Origin of the sequence: Mesorhizobium sp. M0715 (assembly GCF_040320355.1) — a bacterium.
Classification (GTDB): Bacteria; Pseudomonadota; Alphaproteobacteria; order Rhizobiales; family Rhizobiaceae; genus Mesorhizobium.
Genome location: NZ_JAMYPL010000002.1, coordinates 1 through 24,270, shown reverse-complemented (window position 1 = coordinate 24,270; position 24,270 = coordinate 1). Strand labels below are relative to the sequence as shown.

Annotated in this window: 21 protein-coding genes; 16 read left to right on the top strand and 5 right to left on the bottom strand. The window is 63.4% G+C overall.

Features of this window, described 5'->3' with window-relative positions; translation table 11 throughout:
* Positions 1-63 precede the first annotated feature (63 nt).
* The 4 genes from NKI21_RS01985 to NKI21_RS01970 all read left to right on the top strand — a co-directional run bounded on the left by NKI21_RS01985 (position 64) and on the right by NKI21_RS01970 (position 3,510).
* Positions 64-948: a DMT family transporter gene (locus NKI21_RS01985; protein ID WP_352442663.1), complete on the top strand. Its 885-nt coding sequence runs from the start codon at positions 64-66 to the stop codon at positions 946-948.
* 77 nt (positions 949-1,025) lie between these two features.
* Entirely contained in the window at positions 1,026-2,048 is a 1,023-nt protein-coding gene (locus NKI21_RS01980; RefSeq protein WP_352442673.1) for a LacI family DNA-binding transcriptional regulator, read from the top strand.
* A complete protein-coding gene (locus tag NKI21_RS01975; protein ID WP_352442664.1) occupies positions 2,045-3,028 on the top strand; it encodes a 2-hydroxyacid dehydrogenase in 984 nt (327 codons plus the stop codon). Before NKI21_RS01980 ends, NKI21_RS01975 begins: the two co-directional genes overlap by 4 nt.
* Positions 3,029-3,105: 77 nt before the next feature.
* On the top strand, positions 3,106-3,510 hold the full coding sequence (locus NKI21_RS01970; RefSeq protein WP_032909483.1) for a hypothetical protein: 405 nt from the start codon (positions 3,106-3,108) through the stop codon (positions 3,508-3,510).
* On the opposite strand, the gene NKI21_RS01965 is transcribed toward NKI21_RS01970, so the two are convergent.
* Entirely contained in the window at positions 3,511-4,284 is a 774-nt protein-coding gene (locus tag NKI21_RS01965) for a gamma-glutamyl-gamma-aminobutyrate hydrolase family protein (RefSeq protein WP_023813605.1), read from the bottom strand. It abuts the gene before it with no gap.
* 263 nt (positions 4,285-4,547) lie between these two features.
* Here NKI21_RS01965 and NKI21_RS01960 point away from each other — a divergent pair, with 263 nt between their 5' ends.
* Positions 4,548-5,657 carry a TRAP transporter substrate-binding protein gene (locus NKI21_RS01960; RefSeq protein ID WP_013528215.1) on the top strand — a complete coding sequence of 370 codons (1,110 nt, stop codon included), beginning with the start codon at positions 4,548-4,550 and terminating at the stop codon, positions 5,655-5,657.
* 85 nt (positions 5,658-5,742) lie between these two features.
* Here the strand turns inward: NKI21_RS01960 and NKI21_RS01955 are convergent, their stop codons facing one another.
* The 4 genes from NKI21_RS01955 to NKI21_RS01940 all read right to left on the bottom strand — a co-directional run bounded on the left by NKI21_RS01955 (position 5,743) and on the right by NKI21_RS01940 (position 10,251).
* Positions 5,743-6,771, bottom strand: coding sequence for a zinc-dependent alcohol dehydrogenase family protein (locus NKI21_RS01955; protein ID WP_352673199.1), 1,029 nt, complete (start codon positions 6,769-6,771; stop codon positions 5,743-5,745).
* 18 nt (positions 6,772-6,789) lie between these two features.
* Positions 6,790-8,571, bottom strand: a complete 1,782-nt coding sequence (locus NKI21_RS01950) for a TRAP transporter large permease (protein ID WP_128302891.1) — start codon at positions 8,569-8,571, stop codon at positions 6,790-6,792.
* Entirely contained in the window at positions 8,571-9,155 is a 585-nt protein-coding gene (locus tag NKI21_RS01945) for a TRAP transporter small permease subunit (protein ID WP_352864303.1), read from the bottom strand. Before NKI21_RS01945 ends, NKI21_RS01950 begins: the two co-directional genes overlap by 1 nt.
* 190 nt (positions 9,156-9,345) lie before the next feature.
* On the bottom strand, positions 9,346-10,251 hold the full coding sequence (locus NKI21_RS01940; RefSeq protein ID WP_352722529.1) for a branched-chain amino acid ABC transporter permease: 906 nt from the start codon (positions 10,249-10,251) through the stop codon (positions 9,346-9,348).
* 147 nt (positions 10,252-10,398) lie between these two features.
* Here NKI21_RS01940 and NKI21_RS01935 point away from each other — a divergent pair, with 147 nt between their 5' ends.
* The 11 genes from NKI21_RS01935 to NKI21_RS01885 all read left to right on the top strand — a co-directional run.
* Positions 10,399-11,010: a CGNR zinc finger domain-containing protein gene (locus NKI21_RS01935; protein ID WP_352761379.1), complete on the top strand. Its 612-nt coding sequence runs from the start codon at positions 10,399-10,401 to the stop codon at positions 11,008-11,010.
* Complete coding sequence (locus NKI21_RS01930) at positions 11,003-11,539, top strand: hypothetical protein (RefSeq protein WP_352864300.1); 537 nt, start codon at positions 11,003-11,005, stop codon at positions 11,537-11,539. Before NKI21_RS01935 ends, NKI21_RS01930 begins: the two co-directional genes overlap by 8 nt.
* A 218-nt stretch (positions 11,540-11,757) precedes the next feature.
* Positions 11,758-15,252 carry an indolepyruvate ferredoxin oxidoreductase family protein gene (locus NKI21_RS01925; RefSeq protein ID WP_352864298.1) on the top strand — a complete coding sequence of 1,165 codons (3,495 nt, stop codon included), beginning with the start codon at positions 11,758-11,760 and terminating at the stop codon, positions 15,250-15,252.
* A 144-nt stretch (positions 15,253-15,396) separates the two neighbouring features.
* Entirely contained in the window at positions 15,397-17,709 is a 2,313-nt protein-coding gene (locus NKI21_RS01920; protein ID WP_352864295.1) for a putative bifunctional diguanylate cyclase/phosphodiesterase, read from the top strand.
* Between the two features lie 299 nt (positions 17,710-18,008).
* Positions 18,009-18,788 (top strand): N-acyl amino acid synthase FeeM domain-containing protein, encoded by a 780-nt coding sequence (locus NKI21_RS01915; protein ID WP_013528206.1) that lies wholly within the window; start codon positions 18,009-18,011, stop codon positions 18,786-18,788.
* A gap of 120 nt (positions 18,789-18,908) precedes the next feature.
* On the top strand, positions 18,909-19,058 hold the full coding sequence (locus tag NKI21_RS01910) for a DUF3096 domain-containing protein (protein WP_013528205.1): 150 nt from the start codon (positions 18,909-18,911) through the stop codon (positions 19,056-19,058).
* A gap of 204 nt (positions 19,059-19,262) precedes the next feature.
* Positions 19,263-19,487: an aa3-type cytochrome c oxidase subunit IV gene (locus tag NKI21_RS01905; RefSeq protein ID WP_013528204.1), complete on the top strand. Its 225-nt coding sequence runs from the start codon at positions 19,263-19,265 to the stop codon at positions 19,485-19,487.
* An 85-nt stretch (positions 19,488-19,572) separates the two neighbouring features.
* Positions 19,573-20,841: a Re/Si-specific NAD(P)(+) transhydrogenase subunit alpha gene (locus tag NKI21_RS01900; RefSeq protein ID WP_352442671.1), complete on the top strand. Its 1,269-nt coding sequence runs from the start codon at positions 19,573-19,575 to the stop codon at positions 20,839-20,841.
* Positions 20,841-21,266 carry a proton-translocating transhydrogenase family protein gene (locus NKI21_RS01895; RefSeq protein WP_006339983.1) on the top strand — a complete coding sequence of 142 codons (426 nt, stop codon included), beginning with the start codon at positions 20,841-20,843 and terminating at the stop codon, positions 21,264-21,266. Before NKI21_RS01900 ends, NKI21_RS01895 begins: the two co-directional genes overlap by 1 nt.
* Positions 21,267-21,272: 6 nt before the next feature.
* Positions 21,273-22,670, top strand: a complete 1,398-nt coding sequence (locus tag NKI21_RS01890) for an NAD(P)(+) transhydrogenase (Re/Si-specific) subunit beta (RefSeq protein ID WP_128302795.1) — start codon at positions 21,273-21,275, stop codon at positions 22,668-22,670.
* Between the two features lie 133 nt (positions 22,671-22,803).
* Positions 22,804-24,270: hypothetical protein (locus tag NKI21_RS01885; protein ID WP_352864289.1), on the top strand; the 1,467-nt coding region annotated here is incomplete at its 3' end.

Sequence of the window (24,270 nt, the reverse complement as noted above, 5' to 3'; positions counted from 1 at the left end):
CTGCAAGTGAGTGCTCCCCAAAGACATGTAGAAAGCGCAACGCCCCCGGTGGCGATCCTGTGCATGCTTTCCACCTATGTCTGCTTCACCTTCCTCGACACATCAAGCAAATACCTCGTCCTTGCCGGCGTTTCCGTGCTGATCGTTGCTTGGGTGCGCTTTGCCGTGCATGTGGTGCTGGTCGGCACGCTGCTGCGCGGCTGGCGCCAACCGGTGCGGTTTCGTCCGGTCAACCTGCCGGCGCATATCTTGCGCGGGGCGTTCCTGTTCGGATCGACCATATTCAATGTGCTGGCGCTCAAATCCCTGCAACTGGCCGAGACCACCTCGATCTATTTCTTCGGGCCGATGGTGATCACGGCACTGGCCGGTCCGCTGCTTGGCGAGTGGGCCGGCTGGCGGCGCTGGCTGGCCATCCTGGCGGCCTTTGCCGGCGTCCTCATCATCACCCGGCCGGGCGTCGGCGTTTTCGGCATCGGACATCTCTTCGCGCTCGGCTCGATGCTGTCGAACTGCTTCTACGTCATCATGACGCGCCGCATGTCGGCGACCGAGACATCGGAGAGCCTCATCCTGTTTTCGGCGCTGGCGCCGGCGCTGCTGCTGTTGCCCCTGCTGCCGTTTTCGTTTTCCCTGCCGCATGATGGCTGGCACTGGTTCGTGCTGCTGATGCTCGGCGTGTTCGGCGGCGTCGGTCACTGGCTGCTGGTCCAGGCCTACCGGCTGGCGACAACCACGGCTTTGGCGCCCTATCCCTATTCGCAGATGGTGTGGATGATCATTTCCGGCTGGATCGTCTTCAAGCAGTTTCCCGACCGCTGGACATTGGTCGGCGCCGCCATCATCGTCGCCAGCGGTCTCTACATCGTCCATCGCGAGCATAGGCTTCGGCTGCGGAGCCGCGCGGCCTCGGATGTCGAGGCCGAAGCGTTGGCAAAAAAACTTTGATTTGCCCCCGATCGGTGGCATAACGCCGCCTTTAAACAGTTTAGGTCTGGAAGTTCAGGTCCGGGGAGCACACGTCGCTGGCACAAAAAATCAAGCTTTCGACGATCGCGGATGCGCTCGGCGTGTCCACGGCCACGGTCTCGCTGGCGCTGCGCGACAGCCCTCTGGTTGCCGGGACCACCCGTGACCGCATCAAGGAACATGCCCGCGCCATCGGCTATATCTACAACCGACGCGCCGCCAGCCTGCGCACCTCGCGTTCCGGCATTGTCGGCGTCGTCGTCCACGACATCATGAACCCATTCTTCGCCGAGATCCTGCGCTCGATCGAAAGCGAGCTCGACCGCAGCCGGCAGACCTTCATCCTGTCCAATCATTATGATCAGCTCGAAAAGCAGCGCACCTTTATCGATACGCTTTTGCAGCTCGGCGCCGACGGCGTCATCATGTCGCCGGCGATAGGCACTCCGGCTTCCGACATCCTGATGGCCGAGGAGAACGGCCTCCCCGCTGTGCTGATCGCGCGCACCGTCGAGGGTGCCGACGTGCCGGTGTTTCGCGGCGACGACTCTTACGGGACAGGTCTCGCCACCAACCACCTGATCTCGCTCGGCCACAAGCGCATCGCCATGATCGGCGGCACCGACCAGACCTCGACCGGCCGTGACCGCTACCAGGGCTATGTCAATGCGATGGAGGCGGCCGGGCTGGAAGTCAGGTCGTCATGGCGCATCGCCGGGCCGCGCACCAAGCAGGCCGGCTTCGAGGCCGCCGGACAGTTCCTGGCGCTGAAGGACAGGCCGACGGCTGCCTGCTGCTGGAACGACCTTGTCGCCATCGGCCTCATGAACGGCATTGCCCGTGCCGGCCTTGTGCCCGGCGTCGACATCTCCGTTACCGGCTATGATGACCTTGAGGAAGCGGCGATCGCGACGCCGGCGCTGACCACTGTCTGGAACGGCCAGCGCGAGGTTGGCCGCCGCGCCGCCAGCGCGCTGCTCGACAAGCTCAACGGCCAGACGGTGCGGCCCTCGCAGGAATTGATCAAGCCGGAACTGCATGTGCGTCAGTCGACCGGCAAGCCGGTGGAGCGTGCATGACCAAGGCCGAACAGCTGCAATCCGTCGCCATCCTGGTGCCGGGCGATTTCAACGACCATGCGGTCGACCGCATCAACCGCACGTTCAGGCGTGTCAGAATCGAACGCGCCGATCCGGCGCTCGTCACCGACGAGATGCGCAGTGATGTGCGCGGCATCGCTTCGTTTGCCGGCATCGACGCGGCGATGATGGATGCATTGCCCAACCTCGAGCTCATCGCCTCCTTTGGCGTCGGCTATGATTCGGTCGATGTCGGCCATGCCCGAGCGAAGAACATCATGGTTACCAACACGCCCGACGTGTTGACCGAGGAGGTCGCCGATACCACGATCGGGCTGTTGATCAACACCATCCGCGACCTGCCGCGCGCCGAAACCTGGCTGCGCGACGGCAGCTGGGTGCGCAACGGCAACTATCCGCTGAGCCGGCTGACCTTGCGCGGGCGCAGTGTGGGTATTTTCGGCATGGGCCGCATTGGGCAGGCCATCGCCCGGCGTCTGGAAGCTTTTGGCTTGCCGGTCGCCTACCACAACCGGCGCCGTGTCGAAGGTCTTCCATACCAGTACCATGCGACCCTGAAAGGACTTGCCGAAGCCGTCGATACGCTGATTTCGGTCGTGCCGGGGGGCGACTCGACGGAGAAGGCGGTCAATGCCGAGATCCTGTCGGCGCTTGGCGCCAACGGCGTCTTCGTCAACATCGGTCGCGGCAGCACGGTTGACGAGGCGGCGCTTGCGGCAGCCCTTGTCACCGGCACCATCGCCGCCGCCGGCCTCGACGTCTTTGCCTACGAACCGAACGTGCCCAAGGCGCTGCTCGATGCGCCCAACACCTCGCTACTGCCGCATGTCGGCTCGGCCTCGGACCATACCCGCCGCGCCATGGCGGATCTCTGCGTCGACAATCTGGTCTCCTGGTTCACCGAGCGCCGTCCGCTGACCCCGGTGCCCGAGACGGCGGAAGTCAAGGCGCGAGCTTGAGGCTGCCTCACTTATTAACGTCAGCTTAACCCTTTGGAATCATTCTTCAACCTATCCGTGTACGTGGATGAAGAATGATGAAAGCACTTTCCGCATTGATCGCTGCCGCAGCGCTGTTTGGTGGCATTCAGCTGTTTCATGGCGGCAGCGTGGAAAGCGTGGCCAACGAGGCCGCCCTGTCCAACAGCTACAGGCTGGTCGCCAATGGCGATGAGGCGGTCTGTGCAGTCAGCCGCGGGGCTGAAATTTCGGACGGTTTGTCGCTGCTCACCGTTGCTCCGAAATGCCGCCGGCTCTTGCCGGGCATAGAGCAGGCGAAGTTCTGGCGCGAGCAAAACGACGGCACGGTCGCCTTCAGCGCCAACGGCGTCGATCCGATCGTCACCTTCGCGACTGCCGACGGCGACGGCTACGAATCCTATGCCCCGGCGCTGCCGCTGCTGTCGCTGGCGGCCATAGGCGATAAGAAATCTGGCGACTGATTATTCCGCTGCGGCCCGTGCGCCAGCCTTCGCTGCGGCGTGCAGCCGAACCGCATCGCCGAAGGCACGGAATATCTTCACCGAATTGCTGTCCGACTTGACCCAGTATTCCGGATGCCATTGCACGCCGACGGCGAAGGCGCGGGCGTCGCGCACCGAAACCGCCTCGACTGTGCCGTCGCTGGCGACGGCCTCTATCTGCAGCTTCGAGCCGAGCCGGTCGATCGCCTGGCGGTGCAACGAATTGACCTTGATGTCGCCGGCACCGAACACACCGGCCAGGCAACTGTCGGGTTTGATAGAAATGGTCTGGTGGATGGCGAAGCGTTCGTCCTGCTTGTCGCTCACCGGTGCGCGGTGGTCGAGCGAACCCTCGCGCTCCTGGATCTCGGTGCCGAGCGTGCCGCCCAGCGCCACGTTCAATTCCTGGATGCCGCGGCAGATGGCGAGCAGCGGCACGCCGCGTTCGATCGCCCGCCGGATGAGCGGCAGCGTCGTGGCGTCGCGCGCCGGATCATAGGGGCCATTGGCTTCGCTGGCGTCGCCGCCATAAAGCGAGGGGTGCACATTGGATTTCGAGCCGGTGACCATGACGCCGTCGACCGACGACAGAAGTTCGTCGAAATCGAGCCGGTCGCCGAACGATGGCACCAGCACCGGAAACACGCCGGCGCCGGTGATCGCCGCTTCCAGATATTGTTGTGGGGCTGCATGCCAGGTGTAGTTGTCGAACTGACGGACGTCGGTCGATATGGCGACGAGCGGCTGGTGCATTTTGGCTCTATGTTCCATCTGGGCAAGGATGTCCTGCCTGCAAAATAGGCCATCGCCGGGCATTTTTCCATGCCAAGTTTCAACGTGTCGCATGGGCCACGAAATGGCCTGTTAGACTATAGTTGCAGGGTAGCTGGGCTTCGCCGTCAAATCGGGTCGGCCTGCTGGACTCGACTTCTTGCCCGTGTATTGTCTCGAACGAACCGACAGGGAAACCGAGGATTTCCTGACGTCGGCCTGTTGATCCAAAAGGGAGGAAGTTCATGGATCGTCGTTCATTCATTCGCAAGGCCGGTGTCACCGGCGTCGGTGCCGCGGCGGCGGCGGCCACGCTGGCGGCGCCTGCCATCGCCCAGTCCAATCCCAAGGTGACATGGCGGCTGGCATCGTCCTTCCCGAAGTCGCTCGATACCATCTATGGCGGCGCCGAGGTGTTCTCGAAGATGCTGTCGGAAGCCACCGACGGCAATTTCCAGATCCAGGTTTTTGCTGCCGGCGAGCTGGTGCCTGGCCTGCAGGCCGCCGACGCCACCACCGCCGGCACGGTCGAGGCCTGCCATACGGTGGCATATTATTACTGGGGCAAGGACCCGACATGGGCGCTCGGTGCGGCGGTTCCCTTTTCGCTCAACGCACGCGGCATGAATGCCTGGCATTACCATGGCGGCGGCATCGACCTGTTCAACGAGTTTCTCGCCACGCAGGGCCTTTTCGGCCTGCCGGGCGGCAACACCGGCGTCCAGATGGGTGGCTGGTTCCGCAAGGAAATCAACACGGTGGCCGACCTTTCCGGCCTCAAGATGCGAATCGGCGGTTTTGCCGGCAAGGTGGTGCAGAAACTCGGCGTCGTGCCGCAGCAGATCGCCGGCGGTGATATCTATCCCGCGCTGGAGAAAGGCACCATCGACGCGGCCGAATGGGTTGGTCCCTATGATGACGAGAAGCTCGGCTTCTACAAGGTCGCGCCCTATTATTATTATCCCGGCTGGTGGGAGGGCGGCCCGACCGTCCACCTGATGTTCAACAAGGCGAAGTACGAAGAACTTTCGCCGACGTACAAGTCGCTGCTGCACACTGCCGCGCAGGCGGCCGACGCCAACATGCTGCAGAAATACGATTATCTGAACCCTGCGGCGGTGAAGCGACTGGTGGCCGGCGGCGCGAAACTGCGCCCGTTCAGCCAGGAGATCATGGCTGCCTGTTTCGAAAAGGCCAACGAGGTCTATACCGAAATGGAAGCCTCCAACGCCCCGTTCAAGAAGATCTGGGAATCGATCAAGGGCTTCCGCAAGGAGCACTATCTCTGGGCGCAGGTGGCCGAATACAATTACGACACCTTCATGATGGTCCAGCAGCGCAACGGCAAGCTGTAGTCGGCCGGACTTCTGCTCAAAAGCTCTCTGGGCGGAACCTGCTCAGGGAGCTTTTCTGTATATCCCGGGAGGCGAAGCCGGCGGTTCAGCCTCGGCGCGGGACCACCAGAACCTTGACCTCGCCGGGGGCCGGCGGATTGGCGATCACCGCTGGCGCTTCTTCAAGCGACACCTGCCTGGAGATCAGCCTGTCGATCTCTATCGCACCGGAAGCGATGAGTTCGGCGGCGCGGCGATGGGTGTAGGGATTGAGGAAGGAACCGAGCACCTTCAGTTCCCGGAACAGCAGGTCGAACGGCTCGAATTCAGCTTTCACGCCTTGCGGCGTCACGCCGACGATGACGACCGTGCCACCGGCGCGGGCCAGCCGCATCGACTGCTCGACGGTCTCTCGCACGCCCGCGCATTCGAACACCACGTCGGCTCCGCCCGGCGCCAGGCCGGCTGGCCCGGCGATGGCGTCGACGACATCGGCGGCAGTCGGATCGACCGTCGCTGTCGCGCCGAAATCCCTGGCGAGCGCGCGCCGCGAAGCTTGCCTGGTCGACAGAATGATGGTCGTGGCTCCCGCCAATCTTGCCAGCTGCACGGTGAGCAGGCCGATCACGCCGCCGCCAAGCACGACCACCGAGCTGCCCGGTTTGATCCCGGCAAGGTCGACGCCATGCAGGCAACAGCCGAGCGGCTCGCAGAAGGCACCGTGCATGGGATCGAGGCCCGCAGGCAGGACGAAAGCCTGCTTCTGCGGCAAGGCAAGATATTCGGCAAAGCCGCCGTCGCGATGAATGCCGATGGCGCGCAGATTGCTGCAGAGGTTGACCCGCCCGGCATGACAATGCACGCAACGCCCGCAGGCGATGTTGGGATCGCCGGTGACGCGGTCGCCGACGGCAAAGCCGGAGACGGATTTTCCGACCGCCTCGACGATGCCGGAGAATTCATGGCCGGGCGTCACCGGCGGCGTGCACGGAAACTCGCCGTGAAACAGATGCCGATCCGTGCCGCAGACGCCGCAGGCTTCGATGCGCACCAGTAGCTCATCCGCACCGATGTCAGGCATGTCGACGTCGCGCAGCGTGATGCCGCCCACTGCTTCCAGCCGCACCGCTTTCATGGTTTTGACCATGCCGGTTCAGTTGAAGCTTGGCGGTTGCGACAGGTCAGGCTGTGGCGCTGCCGGCTTTGCCGGTGTCGGATCGCCGAAACTGGGCGGTTGCGAAAGGTCGGGAGCTGCCGGCGCCGTGCCGCCACCAGCGGGCGCCGCTCCATCCGCCGGCGGCGTGCCGAGCGGCGACAGGCCGGGCACCTCCGGTACCTTGTAGTCGATGGTGCCCGGATCGACGGTCGTTCCCTTGTAGTGCATCACCATTTGCGGGAAGGCGATGGTCAAGCCGATCATGATCACCTGGATGCAGACAAAGGGCACCGCGCCCCAATAGATCTGTCCGGTGGTCACCGGCGCGATTTGTTTGCCGGTGAGACGATCGAGATAGGGCACGCGCGCGGCCACCGAACGCAGGTAGAACAGCGCGAAGCCGAAGGGCGGGTGCATGAAGCTGGTCTGCATGTTGACGCCCAGGAGCACGCCGAACCAGATCAGGTCGATGCCGAGCTTGTCGGCGGCGGGCGCCAGCAGTGGTACGATGATGAACGCCAATTCGAAGAAGTCGAGGAAGAAGGCGAGGAAGAAGACGAGCATGTTGACGCCGATCAGGAAGCCGACCTCGCCGCCCGGCAGCGACGTCAAAAGGTGCTCGACCCAGATATGGCCGTTGACGCCGTAAAAGGTCAGTGAGAACACCCGTGCGCCGATCAGGATGAACAGCACGAAGGACGACAGCCTTGTCGTCGAGGCCAGCGCCTGCTTGACGACGTCAAGCGACAAGCGCCCCTTGGCCGCCGCCATGAACAAGGCGCCGACCGAGCCCATGGCGCCGCCTTCCGTCGGCGTGGCGATGCCCAGGAAGATGGTGCCCAGCACCAGAAAGATCAGCGCCAGTGGCGGGATCAGCACGATGATCACCTGCTGCGCGAGCCTGGACATCATGTTGAAGTTCAGGCGTTTGTCGGCAATGGCGACGATGTAGATGAACAGCACTCCGGCCGTCGCGCCGAGAATGTCGGCATTGTCGCCATGCGCCGGCGCCAGATAACGATACGCCGCGTAGGAAACCGCTGATGTGACCAGCAAAGCCACCAGCAGCGACATCACGCCATGGCCGAGTGTACGAGCCTCGAGCGGCAGCGCCGGCATCGAGTTCGGCCGGATGATCGACATGATCAGGATGTAGGACATATAGAGGCCGGTGAGCACGAGGCCCGGGATCAACGCGCCCGCGTACATATCGCCGACCGAGCGGCCGAGCTGGTCGGCAAGCACGATCAGCACCAGCGACGGCGGGATGATCTGGGCAAGCGTGCCGGAGGCAGCGATGACACCGGATGCGAGCCGGCGGTCATAGCCATAGCGCAGCATGATCGGCAGCGAGATCAGGCCCATGGCGATGACGGAAGCCGCCACCACGCCGGTGGTCGCCGCCAAGAGCGCGCCGACGAAGATCACCGCATAGGCGAGGCCGCCTCGGATGGGCCCGAACAGCTGGCCGATCGTGTCGAGCAGGTCTTCGGCCATACCCGACCGCTCGAGCACGATGCCCATGAAGGTAAAGAACGGGATGGCCAGCAGCGTGTCGTTCGACATCACCCGGCTGCCGTAGAAATTATCCGGCAATGCGTGCAGGAGCGGCCAGGCGAGGTTGATCGATCCTCCGGAATAGGGGGATAGCAGCACGCCGATGAAGAAGAACATCAAGCCGTTGGCGGCCAGCGAAAAGGCGACGGGGTAGCCGATCAGCAGGAAGATGATCAGCGAGGCGAACATGATCGGCGCCATGTTCTGCGCGATGAACTCCATCACGAGCGCACCTCGTCGGCCAGCGCCTTGGCTTCGAGTTCGGCCTGCTCATGCGCCGATATGAAGGGATTGGGGTCGTCCATGTCTCCGCGCATGATGGCGATCTTCTTGATGATTTCGGAGATGCCCTGCAGCGCGAGCAGGAAAAAACCGATGAGCAGGATGGCCTTGGCCGGCCAGATGATCAGCCCGCCGGAATTGTTGGACATCTCGCCGCTGCGAAACGACAGCGACACATAGGGCACGAAATAGATCACCATCAGCGTCACGAACGGCATCAGGAAGAAGAGATGCCCGAGCAGGTCGATCCAGTGCTGTACGCGGCGTGAAAACAGGCCGTAGACGATGTCGATGCGGATATGTTCGTTCTGCTTCAGCGTATAGGCGGCGGCTAACATGAAGGCGGCGCCGAACAGGTACCATTGCAGCTCGAGCCAGGCGTTCGAGGATATGTCGAACACCTTGCGGATAATGGCGTTGGCGGCGCTCACCAGGATCGCCAGCAGGATCAGCCACGATATCCATTTGCCGATGAATTCGTTGGCGCGATCAATAGTCCTGGATAGAGCAAGAAGCCCTGCCATGCATTTCCTCCCTTGTACCGGAGGCGTGCCGGCTCCCCCCTTTTTTTTCCGTCACGCCGCGTGGTCCAACGGTATGCCGCGCGTGGACTGACGGGTCAACAAGCATAGAGGCAGCAAATATCATCGCATGGCAGACAGTGCCCGATACCGGCGATCTGCCCTCGCGTCATGCAACCAAAGTCTGACCTTTTCAGGCGATTTTGCCGGTGTCGCGGCCGGCGCCGATCAGGATCAGCGTGGTGACCAGGAACAGATACATCCACGCGTCGCGCCACTCGACCGGGAAATAGCCGGCCCACAGCGATTCGGCCATACCGAAGGCGGCCGCGCCGAGTGCTGCGCGCGGTGGCGAGAGATAGCCGCCGACCGCCGTCACGAACAGGATCTTCAACCCGTAGACGAGGCCCGAGCCGAAGCTGACATTGCCGTAATAGAGCCCGGCCATGACACCGGCCAGCGCGGCGCAGAAGCCGCCGAACAGCACCGCGTGCCGAAACACCGCGCGCACGTCGACGCCGCACATCGCGGCTGCCTTGGGGTCGTCGGAGACGGCGCGCCAGCGCCGTCCGAAGCTCGACCGGGCAAAAGCCCGGCTGGCCAGCGCGATTGCCGCCACCACCACGGCGCAGTCGATGAGCTGGATGAGCGTCAGCGTCGCCTTGAAGGTCGCGCCCTGCGCGAAAACGATGGGCTGCGCCAGCATCGGCGGGAGCCACAGATCATGCGTGTCGGCGGCGATGCGGCTCGCTTCGGACAGCAGCAGCAGGATGCCGAGTGTCGTCACCACGATTGCATTGGGCGTGCGGTTGGCCAAAGGTTCGAAGACACTGCGCGACAGCACGTGGCTGATCAGCGCGGCATAGAGGAACGCAGCGACGACGCCGAGCGCCACCGACGCCAGCAGCGTCAGCCACAAAACCTGATAGCCGAAGGCCGCGGTCAGGATCATCGTCTGGCCGCAAAAGGCGAACAACGCGCCATAGGCGAGATTGGTGCGGTGCAGGATGCCGTTGGTCAGCACATAGCCAAAGGCGAGCAGCGCATAGAGCGCGCCCGAGTGCAGCCCGTTCAACACCTGCTGGAAGAAATAGAGCATGCAAAACCTCGAAGCATGCCGCCAAAAGTGCGAAGCGGTCTTGGCCAACGACATGCTCAAAAGGCTGCGGAGACCGCCGCATCCCGGAGTGAGGTTGCATCGTTGAATCTAACTTGTCAAACGCGATTTATCGGTTAGATTCTAGGCATGACGGTATCCTGGACCCCGCACCGCTTCACCGGCGGCTTGCTTGCGCTCGACACGGCGAACACCGTCGTGCTGCGCGGCGATCCGGAGCGGACGTTCGATCGCTTCGACGACCCGGCCGAGATTGCCCGCTTCGCCGATGCGGCGAGCCGCTTTCGCGCCGCCGAACTTGGCGAAAGGCCGCTGGCGGTATCCTCGGCGGTGGCGATCGCGCCCGTCGTGCTGTCGATCCGCGAGGCGACGGACCGGCTGTTTCGTGATGCGGCGTCGAAGGGCGCGGTTGCCACCACTGATCTGCCCGGATTCCTGAGAGCCTGCGGCGATGGCCTTGCCGGCAGCCGGACCGAGATCGGTGCGCCGGGGAGGCCCTTCGGTGATCCCCTGACTCCGATCGCCTTCGAGGCGGCACTGGCGGTTTCGGCGCTGTCCCTTCTGCGCGACGACACCGTCGCGAGGCTCAGGATCTGTCCCAACTGCACCTGGCTGTTCGTCGACAGAAGCCGCAATTCCAGCCGCCTTTGGTGCGACATGGCGGTGTGCGGCAACAGGCAGAAGGCAAGCCGTCACTATCGTCGCCGTCGCATGGCGGAAAATGAGGTCAGGAATGCGTAGCGGCCTTTCCCGTTCGATCCTTGTCGGCGCGGCACTCATCGCGGCCGTTGCGCTCGGCGCCTGCCGCGATACCGGCAGCGACGAAGGGAAGCTGTTCGAGATTTCCGGCAAGATATTCGTCTTCAACTACCGCCTCGCAAGGGCGACCTATGTCGTGACCCTGCGGCCGCTGAGGCCGATGGGAGAGGGCCAGGTCGCGGTCGCCAGCTTCCAGGATCCCGCCGGCGGCGTGCCTCTGGTGGTCGAGCAGAAGGTCTGGCCGAAGCTCGACAAGGTGACGCTGGAGAGCCCGGCACTGACCTGCGTCGTCAAGAACAAGCCCTATGCGATTGCCATCAGCATCAAGGGCGCCGACGGCGCGGTCCTGCAGAAGATCGATACCACGCTGATGTCGACGGAAGACCAGTCGATCCTGCCCGACCGGCCGCTGGTCATCGATCAGCTCTACACCGCCAACCCCGATCTCGTCGGCCATCCCGACGGCAAGCTGCCGGGCGAACCGAAGCCGGATTGCTCGAAGGGCGGCTGACGCGTCGCGGCCATCCGGGCCGCAGCTGAAATTTCCGTGCGCCGGGCAATGTCCGCGGATCGTTTCATACCCTATTCAGGATGGCCGCGGACTGTTCGTTGCGCGTTGCCTGGCATCTGCGATTTTGTTTGACCTGCCTTGCAAGGGGAGAAAGGATGCGTCATCCGACCCCGACGTTGGCTGCCTGCCCCGCGTGGCCTCCGCAGAGGAAATGCCTGATGACGCTGCACGACGTCGCGCTCGACGACAAGTTCGATCTCGCAAAGGAGCGCATCTTCCTGTCTGGCGCGCAGGCGGTCATTCGCATGCTGCTGATGCAGCGCGAGCGCGACCGTCGCGCGGGCTTGAACACGGCCGGCTTCGTCTCCGGCTATCGCGGTTCGCCGCTCGGCGGCCTCGACATGCAGCTGTGGAAGGCGAAGAAACAGCTCGCCCAGGCTGACATCGTCTTCCAGCCGGGTCTCAATGAGGAGCTGGCCGCCACCGCTTGCTGGGGCGCGCAGCAGACGGAACTGCTGGGCGAGGGCACTCATGACGGCGTCTTTTCGGTCTGGTACGGCAAGGGGCCGGGCGTTGACCGCTCAGGCGACGTGTTCCGCCATGCCAACCTCGCCGGCTCGTCGAAGCATGGCGGCGTGCTCGCTCTGATGGGCGACGACCATATGGCCGAATCCTCGACCAATGCGCACGCCACCGAATTCCTGTTCGTCGACACGATGGTGCCGATCCTCAACCCGGCCGGCGTCCAGGAGATCATCGACTACGGGCTCTACGGCTTCGCCATGTCGCGCTTTGCCGGCACGTGGGCGGCGATCAAATGCGTCAAGGACAACATCGAATCGACCGCCTCGGTCGATGCCGCGCTCGAGCGGCTGAACATCGTCGTGCCGGAGTTCGACATGCCGCCTGGCGGTCTCAACATCCGCCACGAGATCGACATGCTCGGCCAGGAGGAGCGGCTGCATGAGCATAAGCGCGCCGCGGCTTCCGCCTTCATCCATGCCAACGGGCTGAACCGCATCGTCTATTCGGGCGGCCGCAATCCGAAGATCGGCATCATCACGCTGGGCAAGAGCTATCTCGATGTCCGCCAGGCGCTGGAGGACATCGGCATCGACGAGGCGGCCGCCAACCGCATCGGCGTGCGGCTGTTCAAGGTCGGCTGCCCCTGGCCGCTCGACCTGCATCACATCGCCGATTTCGCCCGCGGCCTCGACACCATTGTCGTCGTCGAGGAGAAGCGCTCGCTGATCGAGGTGCAGTTGCGCGAAAGCCTTTATGGCACTGCCACCCAACCGGTCATTATCGGCAAGAAGGACGAGCGCGGCGACTGGCTGTTTCCGGCCAAGGGCGCGCTCGATCCCAACGAGATCGCCATCGCGCTTGGCGAGAGGATCGTCAGGACCATCGGCCCGTCCGAAGAGATTTCGGCGCGGGTGGCAAAACTGCGCCAGTTCCAGGCAATGCTCACCGAGGCCACCGACATCGGCTCGCGCACGCCGTTCTTTTGCTCCGGTTGCCCGCACAATTCGTCCACCAAGGTGCCGGACGGCTCTATCGCCGCGGCCGGCATCGGTTGTCACTTCATGGCGCTGTGGATGGACCGCAACACCGTCGGCTTCACGGCCATGGGCGGCGAGGGCGCGCAATGGGTTGGCCAGGCGCCGTTCTCCAAGCGCGAGCACATCTTTCAGAATCTTGGCGACGGCACCTACAACCATTCCGGTACGCTGGCGATCCGCTTCGCGCTGTCGAGCGACGCCAACATCACCTACAAGATCCTCTACAACGACGCCGTCGCCATGACCGGCGGCCAGCCGCACGAAGGCGGCCTGACCGTCGACATGATCGCCAGGCAGGTGCGCGCCGAAGGCGTCGACCGCATCGCCATCGTCACCGATGAGCCCGGCAAATATGCCGGCAAGGCCGAATTCCCGGCCGGCGCCACCATCCATCACCGCGACGACCTCGATCTCGTCCAGCGCGAGCTGCGCGAGGTCAAGGGCGTTTCGGTGCTGCTCTACGACCAGACCTGCGCCGCCGAAAAGCGCCGTCGCCGCAAGCGCGGCACCTTCCCCGATCCCGACAAGCGGGTCTTCATCAACGAACTGGTCTGCGAAGGCTGCGGCGATTGCGGCGTGCAGTCGAACTGCGTCTCGATCCAGCCGGTCGAGACCGAATTTGGCCGCAAGCGCAAGATCGACCAGTCGAGCTGCAACAAGGATTTCTCCTGCGTCAACGGCTTCTGCCCGTCCTTCGTCACCGTGCACGGCGCTAAGATCCGCAAGGCCGAGGGCCTTGCCGGCAAGGCCGATCCGCTGGAAGGCGTGCCCGTGCCGGCGCAATTCCCGCTTGGCGAGCAGGGCTGGGCGGCGATCATCGATGGCGTCGGCGGCACCGGCGTCGTCACCGTCGGTGCGGTGCTTGGCATGGCGGCGCATCTCGAGGACAAGGGCTGCGGCATGATCGACATGGCCGGCCTCGCCCAGAAGGGTGGCTCGGTGTTCACGCATGTCCGCATCGCCCGCACCCCGGACGACATCCATGCCATCCGCGTTTCGGCCGGCAAGGCCGATCTGGTGCTTGGCTGCGATCTCGTCGTGTCGGGCGCCAAGAAGGTGCTGACCGCTGTGCGCGAGGGCCACACCATCTTCGTCGCCAACACCGCCGAGATCATGCCCGGCGAATTCGCCCGCTCGGCCGATTTTTCGTTGCCGACAGAGCGGCTGAAAAAGGCGATCCGCGCGGCAGCGGGCGACGACAAGGCGCATTTCTTCGACGCCACCCGCACCGCCACGGCACTTTTCGGCAATTCGCTCGGCGCCAACATGTTCATGCTCGGCTTTGCCTTCCAGCACGGCGGCCTGCCATTGTCGGCCGAGGCCGTCGAAAAGGCGATCGAGCTCAACGGCGAAGCCGTGGCGATGAACATCGCCGCTTTCCGCTGGGGACGTCGTGCTGCCTATCAGCCGGATTTCGTGCGCCGGCTCGTTGCCCAGCCGGGTCCGGCCGTGGCTGGAAAGGCCGACCAGGCCACGGATATCGCCGAGACGCTGGACGACATCATTGCCCGCCGCGTCGCCTTCCTAACCGCCTATCAGAATACGGCCTACGGCAAGCGTTATGCCGAAAAGCTGGCCGTTTTGCGCGCCGCCGAAGCGAAGGCCGTGCCGGGTTCGACTGCGGTGGCGCAGGCAGCCGCCAGGAACCTGTTCAAGCTGATGGCGATCAAGGACGAATACGAGGTGGCGCGTCTTTACACGGACGGCTCTTTCGTCGCCGAACTTGGAAAACAGTTCCAGAGCTATGAAAAGCTCGAATTCCACCTCGCTCCGCCGATCATGGGCCGTCGTGGCAATGACGGCAGCCCGAGGAAATCAAGCTTCGGTCCGTGGATGATGAAGGGCTTTCGGGTTCTGGCGGCGATGAAGGGCCTGCGCGGCACCGCCTTCGACCTGTTCGGCTACACCGCCGAACGGCGCATGGAGCGGCAGCTGCTGGCGCGGTACGAGGCGGATCTGGAGCTCATCGCCGGATCGCTGGCCCCGGCCAGGGTCGATGCGGCGGCTGCATTGGCTTCGGTGCCTGCCCTCATTCGCGGCTACGGCCACGTCCGTCGAGCCAGCGCCGACAAAGCTTCGAGCGAACGCCAAAGGCTGCTCGAACGCCTGTCGAGTACGCCGGCGCGGCCCGAACTTCAGGCCGCCGAATGATCGATACGCCTTGTTTACCTGAACGACAGTTTCCTTGCTTTCCGTTACGTCACTCGGCTTGACGGCAGGAGCGCGGGGGTCTCTCTAAATCTTTCTTAAGGCGGATGTGGCACTGCTTGGCTCCCCAGGGTTGGGATTCAGGCGTTGAATCTGAGAAAAAAGAACGAGATTCCGGTCGACGTCTACATTCCGTTCGTGGAAACCTTGTTTCGCGACGGGCTGACGCTTTCGATCGGCATTCTCGCGCAGACTTTCCTGATCGGCCTTGTCTGGTGGAAGAACGGCGATCCGCGGTATTTGCTGGTCGCCATCTCGATGGTTCTCGTCGGTGTGTTCCGCATGAGAAACTTTCAAAAATACAACAGCATGCCTTCGCCGACGACCTGGGAAGAAGCGCACAAGCGTGAGAATGACTACATTCTCTATGGCTCCCTGCATGGCTTGACGCTTGGCGCCTTCTGCCTGCTCGGCATCTATTTCGCGCGCGACGGTTTCGCCGAAATCGCCTCCGTTTGCCTGACGCTTGCGACGGCGACCTCCATCGCCGGCCGCAACTACGGCTCGCCACGCATGGTCACCATCCTGACCATTGCCTTGACCTGGCCGATCTCGCTGGGCTTCCTGCTGCGCGGCGACATCTACCATGTCCTCCTCGGGCTCCTGTCGGCGCCGTTCCTGTTCGCCATCCGGAAATTCGCCAACACCGTACGCGATGTGCTTTTTGCGGCCGTCTCGGAAGAAAAGAAGGCCAACCGCATCGCCCAGCGCTTCAACCGGGCGCTCAACACCATGTCGCACGGCCTTGTCATGCTCGGCCCGGACGGCCGCGTCGCGGTGGCCAATGCCGAGGCCGCGCATCTGATGTCGCTCAAGTCGCCCGATGCGCTGCTCGGCCGGTCGATCCATGGTCTGTTGATGCGCGGTGTCGCCGGCGGCATGCTGGCGCCCAAGGATTGCCGCTACATCGAGGCCCAGCTGACGCGTGCCCTGCGCGAGGGCCGCGACCGCAAGGTGCTGGTTTCCCTCGCCAACGGCCAGCATTATGAGTTCTCGGCTCGCGAAGGCAGCCAGGAACTGGGCGTCATCACCTTCGAGGACGTCACCGCCCGTGTCGAGGCGGAAGACAAGATCCGCTTCATGGCACGTTACGACAACCTCACCGGCCTGCCCAACCGCGCCTATTTCCATGAACTGGTCGGCGAGGCCATGGTATCAGGCGATCGCGATCGTCTCTGCGGCCTGGCGGTGCTCGACCTCGACGATTTCAAGAGCGTCAACGACACGCTTGGTCATCCGATCGGCGACGGCTTGATCTATGCCGTTGCCGAGCGGCTTGCCGCCATTGCCAGGCAAGATATCACGGTCAGCCGTTTCGGTGGCGACGAGTTCATGATCTTCTTCGACCGCGTCGAGGATGAGAGCCATCTGACAAGCCAGCTCGACGAGATTTTCGCCGGCCTGCAAGGGGAAGTCGACGTCGCCGGTCACGGGCTGCGCATCCAGGCCAGCGGCGGCGCGGTACTGTCGCGGGTCAAGGATACCGATGTCGACGCCATGATCGTCAAGGCGGACCTGGCGCTCTACAAGGCCAAGGAGCTCGGCAAGAACAGCTGGCGGCTGTTCGAAGCCTCGATGGATGCCGCTTTCCGCAACCGTCAGCTGATGAAGGCGGATCTGCGCACAGCCGTGGAAAGCAAGAGCCTGCGGGTGGTCTATCAGCCGATCGTGGCGATGAGCACCATGCGCATCGCCAGCTGCGAGGCGCTGTGCCGGTGGGATCATCCCGATCTCGGGCCGATCTCGCCCAGCATCTTCATTCCACTGGCCGAGGAAATGGGCATCATTTCCGAGATCAGCACCTTCGTGCTGCAGGCAGCCTGCGCCGAATGCGCCAAATGGCCCGACCAGACCAGCGTCTCGGTCAATCTCTCCGCCAAGGATTTCCGCAGCCGCGATGTCATCCAGAAGGTTCACGATGCGTTGGCCGGCACCGGCCTCGCCGCCAGCCGGCTCGAGATCGAGGTCACCGAAACGGCGCTGCTCGACGACAAGTCGCTGACGCGCCAGTATATCGAGGAGCTGAAGCAACTTGGCGTGCGCATCGCGCTCGACGATTTCGGCACCGGCTATTCGAGCCTGAGCTACCTGCACAAGCTGCCGCTCGACAAGATCAAGATCGACCGCTCGTTCCTGATGGACGTTACCCAGAATCCCCGTTCGCTCGAGCTGCTCAAGGGCATCGTCAACCTGTCCCGGCCGCTGGGGCTTTCGGTGACCGTCGAAGGGGTCGAGACCTTCGAGCAGCTCAAGATCCTGGCGCTGCAGGTCAAGCCTGATCTTGTCCAGGGGTTCCTGTTCGGTTCGGCGCTCAGCGCTTCCGGCATCGAGACGATGTCGAACACCGTATGGCCCTTCGCCAAGGATATCAGGACCGCCAAAAAGGCGGTACGTCGCTGATTTGCGGCGTATGGCGCATGGTGCCCAGGCACTGAGAGCCCATCCCTGTTTCCTTCAAGAGGCTCGAGGTTTCCTGCACGTCGCGGGCCATGCCAAAATTTCCGCCGCTTCCCGTCATGTCCGAGATATGCTCTTTCCCCGTCGCGACGCAGAAAATCAAGAAAGCACTATTTTAGTCTTATTTTAGCAATCGTTAACCTTAACGACTGGTAAACGGGCTGCTTCCCATTTTCATCTTTTACATCCCAGGACCCTGTCGTAGTGTCGGATCGCGGCGGCAACGTACGGGGATTGAGTTGATGATTGTGCAGTTGAGTTCGCTTCGTCCCGTGACGGGCGAGGACGGCAAGGACGCCGCCGACACCATGTCCAGCTTCGCCCGCAACGTCTCGGCGATGCTTGAGCGGACAGAGTACCGCCGCTGCGACAAGGGCGAAGATCTCGAGGACATCTACCGCCTGCGCTACAAGTCATATCGCTCGAACGATATGGTTCCCGACAACGAAAACCATACCATTCACGATGAGCTCGACGAGGCACCGAATGTCTACCGCTTCGGGGTCTATATCGACCAGGAACTCGTCAGCACGCTGCGTATCCATCACGTCACCTTGGCGACGCCGATGTCGCCTTCCACCAAGGCCTTTGGCGACATCGTCATGCCGATGCTTCGTGACGGGCTGAGCTTCATCTGCCCCAGCCGTTTTGCGTCCGATCCCGAATGGTCGCGCGTCTACCCGCAGATTCCTTACCTGACCCTGCGGCTGGCCGGCATGGCGTGCTTCCATTTCAACGCGCCCTACTGCCTGTCGACCATTCGTGAGGATCACGCCGGCTTCTACAAGCGTATCTACTACTCGGAGAAGATCAGCGAGTCGCGCGCCTATCCGGGCGTTTTCAACAAGGTCGTGCTCTACCGCGCCGACGTCAACGCCATCCGCGAGCGGTCCTTCTCACGGTTCCCGTTCTTCCGCTCGACGCCAATGGAACAGCGCATGCTGTTCGATACGCCGCATGTCGGAGAACTCGCGCCGCTGACCATCCTGCCCACGGCAAAGTACTATCACGAAGCCGCCTGATACGGCAGGATTCACACGATTTTGCAGGGCCGACAGGGAGCCTTTTGGCGACTTCGGCGTTCTGGGTGCGGCCACGAGCAGCGCTCCGGGTCGATTCTGAAGTTTTTGAGGGAACCCGTCATGACCATTTCCACACTTGCGCTCACCCCGCTCATCTCGCTGATCGCCGGCGTGCTGATCCTGGTCATGCCAAGGCTGTTGAACTACATCGTCGCGCTTTATCTGATCGTCGTCGGGTTGCTCGGGCTATTTCCGCATCTAGCCGGCTGAGGCGCCGGCTGCACGCAGGCGTCCGCTTTCGGAGCATCTTTCCGCATCAAGCACCGGATCCAGCGATTGGACTCCGTCGCGCGTCGGCAGCCGGCTTCAACCTTTCTTTGAGGCAGTTGTCGGTTGTTGTGCGGCAATAGCGCCATTGCTCTCGGCCCGGCTTTTCGCTATGTGCCTGAAAGATGTCTTCGAAGGGGTATTCCTATGGCTGATCACTCGCCGACCGGTCCTGTCGAACTGGGCGCGAAGATGGACTATGCCGAGCATGACCGCACCTATGCGGGCTTCCTCGCGCTGGCCAAGTACGGCTCGCTGTTTTGCGGAGCCCTGCTTCTGGCGATGGCCTTCGGCTTCTTCGCGGGCGGCTTCTTCTCGGCGACCATTCTGTTCGTGCTGATTCTGGCTGTCGGCGCCTTTATCCTCCGATAGATTTTTCCGACACCTTGTCCATGGCGCCGCCGCGAGGCCGGCCGGCGTCTTGCGGGAAATAGCTTCCGGCCGAAAGGATCATGCGGTGGGGCAGACGGTTTTCATCCCTCGTGAACTCGATGCCAACGAGCCGCGCGTCGCGGCCTCGCCCGATACGGTGAAACGGCTGGCGGCGTTGGGCTTCGACGTCGTCGTCGAGGCCGGTGCCGGTCTGAATTCGCGCATCGTCGATGCCGACTATGCGAGCGCCGGCGCCGCCATAGGCAAGGCTTCCGATGTCGCCAAGGCCGATGTCGTGCTGAAGGTGCGTCGGCCCGGCGATGCCGAACTGAAGAGCTACAAACCCGGTACAGCGGTCATTGCCATCATGGATCCCTATGGCAACGATGCCGCCGTGGCAGCCTTTGCCAAGGCCGGCGTCACCGCTTTCTCGATGGAATTCATGCCGCGCATCACCCGCGCGCAGTCGATGGACGTCTTGTCCTCGCAGGCCAATTTGGCCGGCTATCAGGCGGTGATCGACGGGGCTTCGGAATATGATCGCGCGCTGCCGATGATGATGACGGCTGCCGGCACGGTGCCGGCGGCGAAGGTCTTCATCATGGGCGTCGGCGTTGCCGGCCTGCAGGCGATCGCCACCGCGCGGCGTCTGGGTGCGGTCGTCACCGCCACCGACGTTCGCCCCGCCGCCAAGGAACAGGTCGCCTCGCTCGGCGCCAAGTTCCTCGCGGTCGAGGACGAGGAATTCAAGGCTGCGGAAACGGCCGGCGGCTACGCCAAGGAAATGTCGAAGGAATATCAGGCCAAGCAGGCGGCACTCACATCAGAGCACATCGCCAAGCAGGATATCGTCATCACCACGGCGCTTATTCCCGGCCGGCCGGCGCCAAAGCTGGTGTCGGCGGCGATGGTCGCCTCGATGAAGCCGGGCTCGGTGCTCGTCGATCTGGCGGTCGAGCGCGGCGGCAATGTCGAGGGCGCTGTACCGGGCCAGGTGGTGACAACGGCCAATGGGGTGAAAATCGTCGGCCATCTCAATGTGCCCGGCCGCATCGCGGCGTCGGCATCGCTGCTCTACGCCCGGAACCTGTTTGCCTTCGTTGAGACGCTGGTCGACAAGACGACCAAGACGCTTGCCATCAATCGCGACGACGATCTGGTCAAGGCGACGATGCTGACCGATGGCGGCAAGATCGTGCATCCGGCTTTCATAAAGGCCGACCAGCAGCCCCATGTCGAGCCGGCCGCAATCCCGGCCAAGACCATGGTCGCCGACGCTTCGCCCAAGAAAGCCGCGCCCAAGAAGGCGGCCGCCTCCAAGTCGCCCTCGTCGAAGCCGAAAGGGATCGCGTGATGGACCAGACCCTGCAGAAAGCCCTGGACCAGCTCGACCAGGCTTCCGCCGCCGTCCGGCTGGCGGTGCAAAACATGGCGACCGCGCCTGGTGGTGCCGACGCTGCGGGTGATGCTGCGCATGCGCTCTCCGGGGGCGCCATCGATCCCTTCGTCTTCCGCTTCGCCATCTTCGTCCTGGCGATCTTCGTCGGCTACTACGTCGTCTGGTCGGTGACCCCCGCACTGCACACGCCGCTGATGGCCGTCACCAACGCCATCTCCTCGGTCATCGTCGTCGGCGCGCTGCTTGCCGTCGGCATCGCCGCCTCCGGCATTGCCGCGGGCTTCGGCTTCGTCGCGCTGATGCTGGTGTCGGTCAACATCTTCGGCGGCTTCCTCGTCACCCAGCGCATGCTGGCCATGTACAAGAAGAAGGACAAGTAGAGCGCCATGAACGCCAACTTCGCGTCCTTCCTCTATCTCGTCTCCGGCGTTCTGTTCATCATGGCGCTGCGCGGCCTGTCGCATCCGACCACCAGTCGCCAGGGCAATCTCTATGGCATGATCGGCATGGGCATCGCCATCGCCACCACGCTGGCGCTGGCAACCCCGTCAGCGGGCCGCTTCGGCCTCATCGTGCTCGGCCTTGCCATTGGCGGCGGCGTCGGCGCCGTCACCGCGCGGCGCATCGCCATGACCTCGATGCCGCAACTGGTCGCCGCCTTCCACTCGCTGGTCGGCCTCGCCGCCGTCATGGTGGCGGCCGCCGCCATCTATGCGCCGGAAAGTTTTGGCATCGGCACGGATGGTGACATCCACGCCCAGGCGCTGATCGAGATGAGCCTTGGCGTCGCCATCGGCGCCATCACCTTCACCGGCTCGGTCATCGCCTTCCTCAAGCTCGATGGCCGCATGTCGGGCAAGCCGATCATGATCGGCGGACGCCACTTCATCAACGCGGCACTTGCCATCGCGCTCGTCGTGCTGATCGTGCTGCTGGTCACCACGGAATCGAAGCTGGTCTTCTGGCTGATCGTTGCCGCCTCGCTGGTGCTCGGCATCCTGCTGATCATCCCGATCGGTGGCGCCGACATGCCGGTCGTCGTCTCGATGCTCAACTCCTATTCGGGCTGGGCAGCTGCGGCCCTCGGCTTCACGCTCGGCAATCTGGCGCTGATCATCACCGGTGCGCTGGTCGGCTCATCCGGCGCGATCCTGTCCTACATCATGTGCAAGGGCATGAACCGAAGCTTCATCTCCGTCATTCTCGGCGGCTTCGGCGGCGAGACGGCAGCTCAGGCCGACGACGGCATCGAACGCACGGTCAAGCAGGGCTCGGCCGACGACGCCGCCTATCTGATGATGAACGCCCAGAAAGTCATCATCGTGCCGGGCTACGGCATGGCGGTTGCCCAGGCGCAGCACGCGCTGCGCGAAATGGCCGACAAGCTCAAGGCCAATGGCGTCGACGTGAAGTACGCCATTCACCCGGTCGCCGGCCGCATGCCCGGCCACATGAACGTGCTGCTCGCCGAAGCCAATGTGCCCTACGACGAAGTGTTCGAACTCGAGGACATCAACTCCGAGTTCGCGCAGGCCGATGTCGCCTATGTCATCGGTGCCAACGACGTCACCAATCCGTCCGCGCGGGACGACAAGAGCAGCCCTATCTACGGCATGCCGATCCTCGACGTCGACAAGGCCCGCACCTGCCTGTTCGTCAAGCGCTCGCTTGGTTCCGGCTATGCCGGCATCGACAACACGCTGTTCTACAAGGACAGCACCATGATGCTGCTCGGCGACGCCAAGAAGATGACCGAAGAGATCGTCAAGGCGATGGATCACTGATCGGCGATCGGCACTGAGACAAGCCAGGATGCGCCCGGCCTCGTGCCGGGCTTTTTCTTGGCGTGTCGGCTGTTCGGGGCTACGATGACGAATTCCTGTCCCACCGACGGGATTGTCGTCAACGGAGACGTTGGTGCCCGACCCCGTCGCATCGCCGCCCACCGGAAAACCGCCGCGCAAGCCTGGCCAGGCGGTGGTGATCGTGCATGGCATGGGCGAACAGCGGCCGATGGATACGCTGCGCGGCTTTGTCCAGGGTATCTGGAGCCATGACCCCAGCCGCGCGCCGTTTTATGCCCGTGTCGCCGATCCGGCCGACCCCGCCGGCGCGAAGATCAACCAGAGCTGGATCACTCCCGACAGCCGGACCAATTCGTACGAACTTCGCCGCGTCACCACGCCCTACGATGTCGATGGGCGCCGCACCGATTTCTACGAGCTTTACTGGGCCGACATCACGCAGGGCACGACGCGGGGCCGACTTGCCGCCTGGGTGACAAATCTGCTGTGGCGCAAGCCCGCCGACATACCACCCGACGCCCGAAAGCTCTATCTGGTCACGCTTCTGGCCGTCATCATCGTTCTGGTCGCGGCTCTCGCGCTTGCGACGTCGGTTTGGCAGCAGCAAATTTCGTGGACCGTCGGCGCGCTCGTCACCATCCTGGCCTCGTTCGTCATCTGGTCGGTGGACCGTTTTGGCCTTCCCTATTTCGGGGATGTCGCCGCCTATGTGCGCGCTGAAGCTGCAACCGTCGAGAAGCGGGCTCTGATCCGCAGCCGTGGTCTGAAGCTGCTAGAGCGTCTGATGATGGACGATACCTACGATCGCATCGTGCTGGTCTCGCATAGCCTCGGCTCGATGATCGCCTATGACCTGCTGCAGATCTTGTGGGCCGATTTCAGGCCCCGAAGACTGGAGGCCATCCGCGACAAGGCGAAACTGAAGGCGATCCACGCCATCGACAAGGCGACGCTTGTTGCCGACGGCTCGGCATGGCCCGGCAGCCTTGACGATCTTGCCGGGTTCCGGCGCGATCAGTGGGAACTCTATCGCCAACTGCGCACCAAGGAGGACAACCATGGGCCTTGGAAGATCAGCGATTTCGTCACGCTTGGCAGCCCGCTGACCCACAGCGAATTTCTGGTGACGCACAATCTCGCCGAATTCAGACGCGGCATCGCCGAGCGTCTGTTCTCGGCATGTCCGCCGGTCGCCGAGGGAGCGGCGGCCGGTGGCACATTGCTTTATCAGGAAGGGCGCAACCGTTCTTCGGGCAAGCCGCAGCGCGCGGTGCATCATGGCGCGGTGTTTGCTGCGACGCGCTGGACCAATATCTTCGACCGCGGCAACGGTTGGCTGACGGGGGATCCGATCTCCGGGCCGATGGCGGAGAATTTCGGCCCGGGCGTGGAGAACATCCAGGTCGAGCTACGCGGTTGCCTCGGCCGTGTCTTCACCCACACGCTGTACTGGTCGTTTGGGGGGGCCCGGGTGCAGGTTGGCCCCCACCCACCGCCCCCCGACCCAAAATGCCGGGGGGGCCCCCCAGTAGGCCCACGGCGGCAACATGCGCCCCGCCCAACCGCAACCCCCCCCCAA